Origin of the sequence: Micromonospora deserti, assembly GCF_003236335.1 — a bacterium.
Classification (GTDB): domain Bacteria; phylum Actinomycetota; class Actinomycetes; order Mycobacteriales; family Micromonosporaceae; genus Micromonospora; species Micromonospora deserti.
The window spans coordinates 1-12,126 of sequence record NZ_POUB01000187.1 but is presented as its reverse complement, the minus strand read 5'-3'; the positions used below and the strand labels follow the sequence as shown (position 1 = coordinate 12,126).

The 12,126-nt window shown below is 71.9% G+C and carries 8 protein-coding genes and 1 pseudogene; 3 read left to right on the top strand and 6 right to left on the bottom strand.

What is annotated here, in order from left to right; translation table 11 throughout:
- Nucleotides 1-116 precede the first annotated feature (116 nt).
- Complete coding sequence (locus tag C1I99_RS22425; RefSeq protein ID WP_233512649.1) at nucleotides 117-1,472, bottom strand: FAD-dependent oxidoreductase; 1,356 nt, start codon at nucleotides 1,470-1,472, stop codon at nucleotides 117-119.
- Between the two features lie 380 nt (nucleotides 1,473-1,852).
- Complete coding sequence (locus C1I99_RS22420; RefSeq protein WP_111136187.1) at nucleotides 1,853-2,647, bottom strand: hypothetical protein; 795 nt, start codon at nucleotides 2,645-2,647, stop codon at nucleotides 1,853-1,855.
- A gap of 514 nt (nucleotides 2,648-3,161) precedes the next feature.
- Between C1I99_RS22420 and C1I99_RS22415 the strand changes: the two genes are divergently transcribed.
- Nucleotides 3,162-4,547, top strand: a complete 1,386-nt coding sequence (locus C1I99_RS22415; protein ID WP_233512648.1) for an aminotransferase family protein — start codon at nucleotides 3,162-3,164, stop codon at nucleotides 4,545-4,547.
- A 115-nt stretch (nucleotides 4,548-4,662) separates the two neighbouring features.
- Nucleotides 4,663-5,217, top strand: coding sequence for a TIGR03086 family metal-binding protein (locus tag C1I99_RS22410; protein WP_111136186.1), 555 nt, complete (start codon nucleotides 4,663-4,665; stop codon nucleotides 5,215-5,217).
- An 82-nt stretch (nucleotides 5,218-5,299) separates the two neighbouring features.
- Here C1I99_RS22410 and C1I99_RS22405 read toward each other — a convergent pair whose 3' ends face one another.
- Nucleotides 5,300-6,520: a cytochrome P450 family protein gene (locus C1I99_RS22405; protein WP_111136189.1), complete on the bottom strand. Its 1,221-nt coding sequence runs from the start codon at nucleotides 6,518-6,520 to the stop codon at nucleotides 5,300-5,302.
- 128 nt (nucleotides 6,521-6,648) lie between these two features.
- Complete coding sequence (locus tag C1I99_RS22400) at nucleotides 6,649-7,896, bottom strand: cytochrome P450 (protein WP_111136185.1); 1,248 nt, start codon at nucleotides 7,894-7,896, stop codon at nucleotides 6,649-6,651.
- 375 nt (nucleotides 7,897-8,271) lie between these two features.
- Here C1I99_RS22400 and C1I99_RS22395 point away from each other — a divergent pair, with 375 nt between their 5' ends.
- Nucleotides 8,272-9,453: an acyltransferase family protein gene (locus C1I99_RS22395; RefSeq protein WP_111136184.1), complete on the top strand. Its 1,182-nt coding sequence runs from the start codon at nucleotides 8,272-8,274 to the stop codon at nucleotides 9,451-9,453.
- A gap of 137 nt (nucleotides 9,454-9,590) precedes the next feature.
- Here the strand turns inward: C1I99_RS22395 and C1I99_RS22390 are convergent, their stop codons facing one another.
- Together C1I99_RS22390 and C1I99_RS22385 are read right to left on the bottom strand one after the other, a co-directional pair.
- Nucleotides 9,591-11,774 (bottom strand): molybdopterin-dependent oxidoreductase, encoded by a 2,184-nt coding sequence (locus tag C1I99_RS22390; protein ID WP_111136183.1) that lies wholly within the window; start codon nucleotides 11,772-11,774, stop codon nucleotides 9,591-9,593.
- A gap of 175 nt (nucleotides 11,775-11,949) precedes the next feature.
- Nucleotides 11,950-12,126 (bottom strand): annotated as a pseudogene (locus C1I99_RS22385) (abortive infection protein); the annotation flags it as partial.

Here is a 12,126-nt window from a genome sequence, read left to right as displayed (position 1 = left end):
ATGAGCGCTAGTCTCGTGGGCTCGGAGATGTGTATAAGAGAAAGGTCCATCGCCGGGTGCGCCGGTGGTGCCGCGGGCCGCCGGTCGGGTGCCGGGCGTGGCCGACACCCGAGGGGTCAGGAACGCCCGGCGAGCACCGGCAGCTCGGCCCGGGTGTGCCGCATCACCCGCCAGACCACGCCCGGGCGCATCAGGGACTCCAGCGGGTCGACCAGCCCGGCGGAGCGCATGAACGCCTCGGTGAGGCTGGCGTCCTTGGTGGCGGCCAGCTGCAGCCGCTTCATGTAGGCGTGCATCAGCTGCACCTTGCGGGTGCGCTTCCCCTCGACCTCCGGGAAGGTGAGGTTGATCGCCTCGGTCATGTCCCAGGCCGGGTCGATGATCTGGCCCACCGTGCGCATGAACTCCCGCGACTGCGGCGCCTCGCCCCGGCGCAGCAGCTCCCGCAGCGCCAGCGCCTCCAGGGCGGCCAGCGTCTGCGCCTGGGCGAACACCGGGTTCGGGGTGCAGACCGCGTCGCCCAGCACCAGCAGCCCGTCGGGGAAGCGGGACATCCGCTCGTAGCGGCGGCGCAGGGTGGTGGGGAACTTGAACAGCACCGGGTCGTCGAGCGGCTCGGCGTCGGCGATGCCCTCGTAGATCTCCGGGGCGGCGAGCGACTTGACGAACTGGTTGAAGCCCTCCGGGTCCAGGGGCGGGTGGTCACCCATGATGCCGTACGTGGTCAGCTCGACCTTGTTCCCGTCGGACTTGGTGAAGATGGCGCCCCGTGGAGAGTCCGGCGACGCGACGCAGACGATCGAGTGGTCGGTGCCGAACGGGTCGTACCGCAGCTTGTAGTGCCGGGTGGCGTAGCCGAGCCCGATCTTCGTGCCCTCCTCGGCCACCCGCGGGTAGCCCTGCTCCTCCAGCCAGACCGGGGTGCGCGAACCGCGACCGGTGGCGTCGACGACGAGGTCGGCGGTGAGGATCTCCTCCCGGTTGCCCGCACCGTGCCGCTGCACCCGCGCGCCGACGACCCGCGACTTGTCGGCGCTGAAGACCAGGCCGATGATGTCGTGCTTCTCCAGGAAGGTCACGTTCTCCAGCGCGGCTACCCGCTCCCGGACGTGCGCCTCCATCACCGGCCGCCGGGCGGCCACGTTGGTCAGCCCCGCGCGCGTCTGCCGCAGCGGCTTGCCGTTGAAGTACCAGCGGACCGTGCCGGCCAGGTCGGTCAGCGGGCACCCGGCGGTGACCATCTGGGCGGTGATCTCGGGGAACAGGTCCTCCAGGGCCCGAGCGCCGCGGGCGATGAGACCGTTGATGTGCCGGCCCTGCGGTGCGCCCCGCCGCGCCTCCCGGACCCCGAGCAGCTCGTCCCGGTCGACCAGCACCACCTCGCGGTAGCCCTCGCTCAGCGCGCTGGCGGCGAACAACGCGGTGATGCTCCCGCCGAGCACCACCACGCGATTTCCAACTTTGGTACCCACGGCGACCATCTCCTGCCTTCGAGCGAAACCGGTGACGCGGTCAGCGGTTTTCCGATACGTGGCCCACAACCCTCGTGGCTCCCGCGAACAGTGGTGCCGGACGCTGCCGACAATGGTGCCGATTTGCTTGGAAGGTGGGACGCGGGTCGACCGCGGTCATGGTGGCTGACCATTGAACGGGCAGTGTGCGAAACTGCTATGCGGGTCGATTATTCGCCTTATCGGCCACGAGGTAATGGTGGCATCGGGTCATGCGGTGGGCATCTTCTGTGTTGCCCCGGTACCCCGTGGCGGCACCGGCCACCCACGCCGGCGGCGTCGCCGGGCGGACATGGTCGTGCCCACGCCCGGGATCGGGCGTGGGCACGAACGGGATCGGCTCAGGCGAGCCCGCGCGCGGTGGCCAACCGGTGGAAGTTCTCCGCCATCTTCGTCGCCGTCGGGGCGTCGGAGACGATGCCGTAGTAGAACACGTCGCCCAGCACCACCATGACGATGTGTTTGATGCGGTCGATACCGCCGTCGGGGTCGACGCTGCCGTAGAACCGCTTGAGGATCTCGGTGCCCGCCGGGTCCTTCGGCGGTGCGAAGATGATCCGCTGGACCAGACCGACGGTCTCGGCGCCGGCCAGCGCGGGTGCCGCGTGGTCCACGTTGGTCAGCTTGCCGGCGAGCTTGCCGTCCAGCGTGATGTCACCGTCGCTGCACTCCAGCGCTGCCTTGTGCATGTCCGCCAGCTTGGGCCCCTCGGGCAGTTCGACGACGAACTGGGCGAAGAAGTTGTCGTGGCCCAGGTTGTGGTCCTTGCCGACGGGGCTGGCGGCGTTGAACTGCATCCGCCCGTTGAACCCGGCGATGGTGGCGGCCGGGGCGGTCTGCAGCGGGGTCCCGGCGGCGTCGCCGGTGGTCACGTAGTTGACGCAGGCGTCCGGCGTGAAGGCCATCCCCTTCGGGGGAGCCAGCAGGTTCTTCTCCGCGACCTGCGCGAAGTCGAACTCCAGCACCTCGTCCTGGCTGGGATCCTCGTGCGGGTTGGTCAGCAGACCCTTGAGGTCGGCCGGGGCGGCCGACGTTGCCGGCGTCCCCGCGTCCACCGTGGTCTCCGGGGCCGCCGAGCCGGTGTCGGCGCACCCGACGGTGAACACCAGCATCGCCGCGACCGCTCCGGCGGCCACCGTCGATGCTATCTTCCTGCCCCGTACGGGCATAATCTCCCCCCATTCTGGTAACTGCGGCGGGCACTGGTGTTTTTCCGCCGCCCGTGACGGATGGAATGGTGGCGGCGCCCGAATCCGCGGGTGGCCGCCACCGCCATCTCGAACGCGTACGCTAATCACGCCGCCGCACGCCGGCATCTTCCAGAGTGCTTTATTTCCCGGGTCGGTCCCCGCCGGGAGTAACCGTCGTACCGGCCTCGGCGCTGCGCACGTCGGAAGATGTCTCCGCCCCCGCCGGCTGCCATTGTTTCGGAGAAAACCAGCAGGGGCGCAGGTAGCCGGACCGGCCGCGACGTCGCGGCCGCGGGTGTGGCAGTGGACGCGCGGCGCGGCCACCGTCACCGGCGGCGCCCTCTCACGCCACCGGCGTGGGGTGGCCCGGTGCCGTGCCCGTCCCGCGCAGGGCGCACCGGCATCCCGTGCCGACCACGTACCGGGCAACCGGCATCGTCTGCAACGAGGGAGTGGACACGTGACGATTTCTACGACCAGGGCCGGGCGCACCCTGCCCGGTGCCGAGCTGGCCGAGCTGGACAAGCGGTACGTCCTGCACTCGCACCAGCGTGACGAGCGACCGTTCCGCCGGATGATCGTCCGGGGCGTCGGCTCCACGGTGTGGGACGCCGAGGGGCGGGAGTTGCTCGACATGCTCGGCGGCGGCATCTGGGTTGCCCAGGTCGGTCACGGCCGCCGGGAGCTCGCCGAGGCCGCCGCCGCGCAGATCACCGAGCTGGCCCACTTCACCAGCTTCTTCGAGTTCGGCAACGACAAGTCCGCGCTGCTCGCCCAGCGCCTGGCGGACCTCGCCCCGGGCGACGTCAACCGGGTTTTCTTCACCTCCGGCGGGTCGGAGGGGGTGGACACCGCCATCAAGCTGGCGCGGCTGTTCCACCACCGGCGGGGGCAGACCGAGCGGAACTGGATCATCGCCCGGCACTTCGGCTACCACGGCGCCACCTACGGCAGCGGCACCGCGACCGGCATCCCGGACATGCAGCACGCGGTCGGGCCGAACCTGCCGCACATCGAGAAGGTCACCCCGCCGTACCCGTACCACTCCGAGATGTACGGCGGCGAGGACCCGACCGACTTCCTGCTGCGCGAGCTGGAGGCGACGATCGAGCGGCTCGGCGCGGAGAACATCGCGGCGATGATCGGTGAGCCGATCCTCGGCGGCGGCGGCGTCATCATCCCGCCGGAGGACTACTGGCCGCGCGTCCGCGAGCTGCTCACCGGCCACGGCATCCTGCTGATCGCCGACGAGGTGATCACCGCGTTCGGCCGTACCGGGGCCTGGTTCGACTCGGCGCAGCGCGGCATGGACGCCGACATCATCGTCACCGCGAAGGGGCTCACCAGCGGGTACCAGCCGCTCGGCGCGGTGCTCATGCGTGACCGGGTGGCCGACGTCATGGCGGCCGGGACGGACAGCTTCTTCCACGGCCACACGTACTCCGGTCACCCCACCGCCTGCGCCGTGGCGCTGGCCAACCTGGACGTGCTGGCGAACGAGGGGCTGCTGCGGCGCTCCCTGGACATCGGTGACTGGCTGCGGGCGGGACTGGCCCCGGCCGCGGAGCTGCCGGCCGTCGGCGAGATCCGGGTCGAGGGCGCGACCGTCGGCATCGAGCTGGTCGCCAACCCCCAGACCCGGGAGCCGGTCGCCCCGGACCTCGCCCTCGCGGTGGCCGACGAGCTGTACGACAACCACCGGGTCATCACCCGCAACTACGGCCCGGTGCTGGTGCTCTCCCCGCCGCTGGTGCTCGACGAGCAGCAGGCCCGGCGGGCGGCCTCGGCGATCGTGGAGGTGCTGTCCCGCCTGGACGTCAAGGCCGGGCGGGTCAACCCGAGCTGACCGGACCCGGGTGCCCGGTGCCGGCGGTCCCGCCGGCACCGGGCACCGGCGTGCCTGGGTTGTGCGTCGCGCAACGTGCCCGGAACGGCGGTGGCGGCACCGTATAGTGCCGCGCATGGACGACATCGCGGACCGGTATCTACGCCGCTCGGACGCGTTCGCCCGGACCGTCGCGGCAGTGCCGGCCACCGCCTGGGGTGACCCGACCCCGTGTGGTGAGTGGACGGTGCGGGATCTGGTCGCCCACGTGGTGGAGATGAACGGCGTCCACCTCGGCCGCGCGGGCGCCCGGACTCGGTCCGGCCCACCGGTCGCCGACGACCCGCTCGGGGCGTTCCGCTCGATCCGGGACCAGGTGCGCGACGCGCTCGCCGACTCCGCGGTCGCCGGCGCGCGGGTCGGCGGCAGGCTCGGCGACTGGACGTACGCGGAGGTCATCGACCGGGCGATCGGCATGGAGCTGGTGGTGCACCACTGGGACCTGGCCCGCGCCCTCGGGCGGCGGGCCCGGATCGACCTGGCCGACGTGGACCACCTCTGGCGCACCGTCGAGCTGGTTGGCGAGGACGAGGTGAGGTTCGGCTTCGGGCCGGCGGTGCCACCCCCGCCCGGCGCGGACGAGCAGGCCCGGCTCCTGGCCCACCTGGGCCGCCACGACGACGGCCGCTGACCCGGGGCCCGGGCCAGCGGCCGTGTCACCCGTGCCGCGGACCGACCTGCCGGCCGGGGTGGGCCGGTCCGCGGCCCGGGGGTCAGGGTCGGGGCGTGAAGGTGACCGGCAGCCGCTCCAGCCGGTGCAGCACGAAGCTGGCCTTCCAGGTCAGCTCGTCGGCGGGTACGGCCAGCGCGAGATTCTCCAGCCGGCGCAGCACCGTCGCGAACGCCACCTCGCCCTCCAGCCGGGCCAGCGGTGCGCCGAGGCAGAAGTGGATCCCGTGGCTGAAGCTGAGGATGTGCCCCGTGTTTTCGCGGCGCAGGTCCAGCCGGCCCGGATCCTGGAACACCGCGGGATCGTGGTTCGCCGCCGCGGCGGCGATGACCACGTGCTCGCCGGGCTGGATCTCGAAGCCGGCGATCTGCAGCCGCTCCCGGGCGAAGTGGTAGGTCACGCAGGACACCGGGCTGTCGTAGCGCAGCAGCTCGTCGACGGCGTTGGGCATCAGCGCCGGCTCGGCCCGCAGCAGGTCGGTGGCCTCGGGATGGCGCAGCAGCGCCAGCAGCCCGTTGGCCACCAGGTTGACGGTGGTCTCGAAACCGGCGCTGAGCAGCAGCAGCGCGTTGGACCGCAGCTCCAGGTCACTGAGCCGGTCGTCCCGCTCCTGCGCGGCGATCATGGCCGAGATCAGGTCGTCACGCGGGTCCCGCCGGCGCAGCTCGACCAGCTTGCTGAGGTACGTGTCGAACCACCTGCCGGCGGCGATGATGGCATCGAAGCTGGCTGAGGCGTTGATCCCGGTCAGCGTCTCCGCGTGCTGCTCGAACTCGTCGCGGTCCTCGAACGGTACGCCGAGCATCTCACTGATCACCGCGATCGGCAGGGGTAGGGCCAGGTCCTGCACGAGATCGGCGTGCCCCTGCGCGGCCACCGCGTCGATCAGCCGGTCGGTGATCTCCTGGATCCTCGGTTGCATCTGCTCCACCCGGCGTCGGGTGAACGCCTTGGACACCAGTCGACGCAGCCGCGCGTGGTCCGGCGGATCCGCGAAGAGCATGTGCCGGGAGAGCGGGTAGTCGTCGCTGGCCAGCGGATGGTACTTGTGCAGCTCCGGGTCGGCGGCCTCGACGCTGCGCACCAGCCTCGGGTCGGACAACGCCTCCCGGGCCTCCCGGTTGCCGGTGACCAGGACGGAGGGCATCCCGTCCGGCAGGGTCACCCGGTGGACAGGGCGCCGGTCACCCAGTTGGGTCAGCAGCGCCAGCGGGTTGGCGAACACTTCGGTGCTCAGCGCGACCGCGCCGTCTCGGTTCTCCATCGGACTCCTCGTTGGACTGCGGCGGGTGGGCAGGTTGTCGGCCGGGGGTCGGCGCTGGTCGCCGGCGACCAGCGCGCCGGCGCGGGTCGGCGCCGGCACTCGGCCGGCGAGCCCGGTGCCGGCGGGGCTCACCAGTGGACGGGCAGGCAGGCCAGGCGCTGCACGTCCCCGCTCTGGTAGGTGGGGAGGTGCGCGGCCGGCACCGCGAGCCGGAGCCCGGGCAGCCTCCGCACCAGGGCGCGGAAGGCGATGTCCAGCTCCAGCCGGGCCAGGTTGTGGCCCAGGCAGTGGTGGATGCCGTAGCTGAAGGCGAGGTGGTTCGACGGCGGCCGGGTGACGTCCAGGGTGTCCGGGTGGCTGGTCACGTTCGGGTCGATGTTGGCCCCGGCGAAGCTGACCAGGATGCCGTCACCGGCCCGGATGACGTGCCCGCCGATCTCGATGTCCTCGGTGGCCACCCGGGCGAGCTGCTCGACCAGCGAGATGTAGCGCAGCATCTCCTCCACCGCGCCGGGCACCAGCTCCGGGTCGGCCACCAGCCGCTGGTACTGGTCCGGGTTCTCCAGCAGGGCGAGCGTGCCCAGTCCGATGATGCTCGACGTGGTGATCGTGCCGGCCACCAGGATCGCCATCGCGAACGACACCAGCTCCTTGGCCGTCATGGTGCCCGGCGCGACGTAGCTGGCGATCAGGTCGTCGATCAGGCCGGTGGCCGGCTCCGCCCGCCGCGACTCGACCAGGTCGGTCAGGTACGCGGTCAGTTGCTCCATCGCCTCGTCGGCCCGCTCCGGCTCGAACAGGTCGCGGGCCAGCGGCTCGAAGATCTCCCGGTCGGCGTACGGGACCCCGAGGTAGGCGCAGACCACCCGGGTCGGTACCGGGGTGGAGAAGGCGGACACCAGGTCCCCGGGGGCGCCGCTGTCGACCAGCGAGTCCAGGCACTCCTCGACGATGCGCTCGATCTCCGGGCGTAGCACCGCGACCCGCCGTACGGTGAACCGGGGCACCAGCATCTGCCGCTGCCGGGTGTGCTCCGGCGGGTCCACGCCGAACAGGGCGCCGGCGAAGCCGCCGTCCTGCTCCTTGGCCATCTCCCGCGTCGCCCGCATCCGGGTGTGGCGTTCGTCCATCACTGGGTAGTTGGGAAAGTCCGAGCGGTTGGACACCCGCCGGTCGGCGAGCAGGGCGCGGGCCTCGGTCGGCCCGGTGACGAACCAGGCGACCTTGCCGTCGTAGAGCCGTACCTTCGAGATCGGTCCGGGCTCGCGCAGCCGGGCGAACTCCGGCGACGGCCGGTACGGGCACTCCCGGGGGAGCGGATAGCTGGGCAGTTCCGACGAGCCCGGCTCCGATGTGGTCTTCACTGGCACGGCCATGGCCACCCCTCGTACGGAAAGCGGAACCGTCGTCCCGCGTACGGCGCGGACCGCCGGCGCGCGATCGACCGGTGACCGGCGTCCACCCGGGGGCCGGCTCGGTCGCGCCACGACCCGGCTGGGCGCTGCTGACACGACGCCGTCAACGGTCGCCGCACCGCACCTGACCGCGCATCCTCCCGATTGCGCTGCGCCGTCCGCCGTGCCGGCGCCGTGGCTGGCCGGGCCCGCTCAACGGTCACATTCCCCCAGGCAGATCCAGCAATTCCAGAGAACTGGTGGACGAACCGCGTTGCTAGATTGCCGGCAGCAAATGGCAATTGCATCCGCCGCACAAATAGCTAACCCCTTTTGCCTGGAAAGGACGGCCGCACCATGACAGCGATCAACGAGGCGGCGACACCGGCGAGGGAGTCGCTCCCGACGAGACTTCCGTCCCTGACCGCACTGCGCATCATCGCCGCGAGCCTGGTGTTCGTCGGGCACGGGCTGATCCACCCGATCTTCCGCGACGACGACGCCAACAAGGTTTACGCGTTCCTCGCGCACAACACCGGATCGGTCGGTGTCTCCTTCTTCTTCGTCCTGAGCGGTTTCGTCCTCACCTGGTCGGCCCGGTCGGCCGACACCACCGGAGCGTTCCTCCGCCGCCGGTTCTTCAAGATCTTCCCGAACCACGTGGTGGTCTACCTCGCGGTGCTCGCCCTGATGGTGATCGCCGGCCTGCCCGTCATGCTCGGGCCGACGCTGGCCAGCCTCCCGCTGATCCAGGGCTTCCTGCCCGATCCGGCCTACCACCTGTTCGCGGTCAACGGTCCCACCTGGTCGCTCTCGGTCGAGCTGCTCTTCTACGCCCTCTTCCCGGTGCTGCTGCCACTGGTCAACCGGATCCGGCCGCAGCGGCTCTGGGTCGCCGCCGGGCTGGTGGTCGCGGGCGCCATGCTGCTGCCGGTGATCGCCAAGGCCCTGCTGCCGGACCAGCCGCCGAGCCTGCTGTCCAGCACGCTGTCCTGGCCGGAGCAGTGGTTCGTCTACTTCTTCCCGCCGGCGCGGCTGTTCGAGTTCCTGGCCGGCATGGTCATGGCCCGGATCCTGCTGTCTGGGCGGTGGATCGGTGTCCGCACCACCCTGCCGGCGGTGCTGCTGGTGGCGGTCTACGCGGCGACCCTGCCGTTGAGCCTGATGGACGGCTACCAGTCGCTGCTGCTGGTGCCCATGATCCTGCTGATCACCGCCGCCGCCGCGAACGACGTGGCCGGCCGCCGTTCGCTGCTGAGCAACCGGCCGATGGTCTGGCTGGGCGAGATCTCCTATGCCTTCTTCCTCGTCCACGTGCACGTCCTCTTCCTGCTGCACGCGGCGGTCAACGGCCAGTTGGGCGTTCGGGCGATGTACCAGCCGTACCAGTTCGACCTCGTCACCGGCATCGCCTTCCTGATCGGCGTGTACCTGGTCTGTGTCCTGGTCTCCTGGCTGCTCTACGCCCTCGTCGAACGACCGGCGATGCGGCGGTGGGCCCGCTCCCGCCCGGCTGTGGCCCCGGCCGTGCCGCACTGACCCGCCGCCGGCCCCGCGGGCCGGCGGAGCGGGCCGGACCCCGGTGGGTGGCAGCGTCGCCTCCCCACCGGGGTTCCGCCTGTCCGAGGGGCGGTGAGGCGGCCGGCCGTCCAGGTCCCGGGCGCCGTCGCGCGTGGTCAGTCCGCCGGGGCCGGTGCCGGCGCCACCGTCACCGGCACGCCGCTGAAGACGGCGTTGCCGGACAGCACGTCGACGACGGTCTCGTCGGTGAGGGCGTTCGCGTTCACCCCCGGGTCGCGGGCGGCCAGCTGCTGGCCGGTGCGGCGGTGCCCCCAGCCGTGCGGCAGGCTCACCACGCCCGCCATGACCGTGTCGTTCGCCTCCACGGCTACGACCAGCTCGCCGGCGGCGGACCGGACGACGGCGTGACCGTCGAGCCCGAGCCGGGCGATGTCGGCCGGGTTGACGTGCAGGGTGCAGCGGTTGCTCCCACCCACCAACGTGGGGGTGTTGTGCAGCCAGCTGTTGTTCGACCGCAGCTGGCGGCGGCCGACGAGCAGGAACTCCGGCTGCGGGCCGGCGAAGCGGGCCCGCAGCCGTGGCACGTCGGCGATCAGCGCCGGCGGGGCCAGCTCGACCCGGCCCGACGGGGTGCGCAGCAGTTCCGGCAGTCGCGGCTCCAGCGGGCCCAGGTCGATGCCGTGCGGGTTGGCCCGCAGCTTCTCCAGCGACAGGTCGTACGGGCCGAGCCGCAGCATCGCGTCGAGCAGCAGCTCCGGCCCGCTGTCCCCGGTCAGCTCGGCGCGCAGCCGGCCGATGTCCGCGCCGGCCAGCGGTGAACCCGGCACCGACGTGCCGCCCCGCAGCACCGCCTCGAGGATCGCCTCGTCGGCCAGCGACGGGTCCGCGTCGGCCCCCTGGCCGGAGGCCATCAGCACCAGCCGGGCCATGATCTCGGCCTCGGACGGCTGGCCCGGGGCCAACGGCAGGATCTGCGGGGAGAACCGCGTGTAGTTGCGGACCGTCACGATCAGCAGCAGGAAGTCGTAGTGCGGCATCTGGAGGATCCGCGGCGGGGGCAGGATGACATCCGCGTGCCGGGTGGTCTCGTTCAGGTACGGGTCGATCGCCACCATGAAGTCCAGGCCGGGCAGCGCCCGGTCCAGCCGGGGCCCGTTCGGTGCGGAGAGCACCAGGTTGCCGGCGATGCAGATGAACGCGCGGACCTGCCCGGCGCCCGGGGTCTCGATCTCGTCGGCGAGGGTGGCCACCGGGATCTCCCCGAGCACCTCCGGCAATTCGCGGACCCGGCTGTGCCAGCGGCCGGTCGCGAACGGCTGCCCGGTGCGGAAGATCTCCAGCGCCGCGGTCCGGGTGAACATCACCCCGCCGGGACGGTCGAAGTTCCCGGTGAGGATGTTGACCGCGTCGACCAGCCACTGGGCCAGGGTGCCGAACTCCACGGTGGAGGTGCCGACCCGGGTGTAGACGGCGGCGGTGGGCGCCGCGGCCAGGTCCCGGGCCAACCGCCGGACGTCCTCGGCGGGCACCCCGCACACCGGCGCCACCGCCTCGGGGTGGAACTCGGCGGCCAGCGCGCGCAGCTCCTCGACACCGTTGACGTCGACGGTGATCCGGGTCAGCTCTTCGGCGAACAGGGTGTGGATGATCCCGAAGAGCAGGTAGGCGTCGGTACCGGGGCGGACGAACAGGTGTTCGTCGGCGAACGCCGCGGTCCGGGTCCGGCGCGGGTCGACCACGACCACCCGGCCGCCCCGGGCGCGTAGCGCCCGCAGCCGGCTGGCGAAGTCCGGCGCCGCGCAGAGCGAGCCGTGCGACTCCAGCGGGTTCGCCCCGATGATGAGCAGGTGGTCGGTCCGGTCGACGTCGGGCACGGCGATGGCGAACGGGTCACCGAACATGTAGCCGGTCGAGACGTGCTTGGGGATCTGGTCGATTGTGCTGGCGGAGAAGACGTTGCGGGTACCGAGCGCCTGGGTGAGCGGCTCCCGGTACATGAAGCCGGCCATCGTGTGGTAGGTCGGGTTGCCGAAGTAGACGGCGACGGCGTCGCGTCCGTGCTCGGCGACGACCCGGCTCAGTCCCTCGTCGACCCGGCGGAACGCCTCCTCCCAGGTGGCCTCCCGCCACCGCTGCCCGTCCCGGACCATCGGCACCCGCAGCCGGTCCGGGTCCTCGTCGAGCCGGCCGAGGCTGGCCCCCTTGGGGCAGACGTACCCGCCGCTGAACGGGTCGTCGGGATCGCCCCGGACGGAGGTGACGTGCTCCTGGTCGTCGAGGGTGAGCCGCAGGCCACAGACGGCGTCGCAGATCGGGCAGGTCCGGTGCGCGGTTCTCATGGTGCTCCTCAGTGCTCGGGGCGCCCGGGGTGTCGGCGGCGGTGCGGCGCGACGGCAGGCGTTCTGCGCGCGCCGGCCGGAAACCGCCGAGGGCGCCCGGGTGGTACCGGACGCCCACCGGCGGCTGCGGTGACCGTGGCGCCGAGCGGGTGGGTCACCCGCCCGGCCGGGCCGGTCAGCGGCGGGCCGCCTGGAACCCGAGGTGCGCGTAGTGGTCGGCGATGGCGTGGTAGGACTCCTTCGGCTCGACGCGGTAGGTCGAGGCCGGGTCGGCGAAGTCGTCGCGGATCGTCTTGACGATCGCCATGCTGGCGGTGTCCAGGTCGAGGCGGGGGTCGGGGGAGTGCGGGTG

Excerpts from the sequence above, each read along its gene's own strand:
- C1I99_RS22410 (WP_111136186.1), top strand. The coding sequence starts at position 4,663 with ATGGACGACATCGCGGACCGGTATCTACGCCGCTCGGACGCGTTCGCC.
- C1I99_RS22405 (WP_111136189.1), bottom strand. The coding sequence starts at position 6,520 with ATGGAGAACCGAGACGGCGCGGTCGCGCTGAGCACCGAAGTGTTCGCC.
- C1I99_RS22400 (WP_111136185.1), bottom strand. The coding sequence starts at position 7,896 with ATGGCCGTGCCAGTGAAGACCACATCGGAGCCGGGCTCGTCGGAACTG.
- C1I99_RS22395 (WP_111136184.1), top strand. The coding sequence starts at position 8,272 with ATGACAGCGATCAACGAGGCGGCGACACCGGCGAGGGAGTCGCTCCCG.
- C1I99_RS22390 (WP_111136183.1), bottom strand. The coding sequence starts at position 11,774 with ATGAGAACCGCGCACCGGACCTGCCCGATCTGCGACGCCGTCTGTGGC.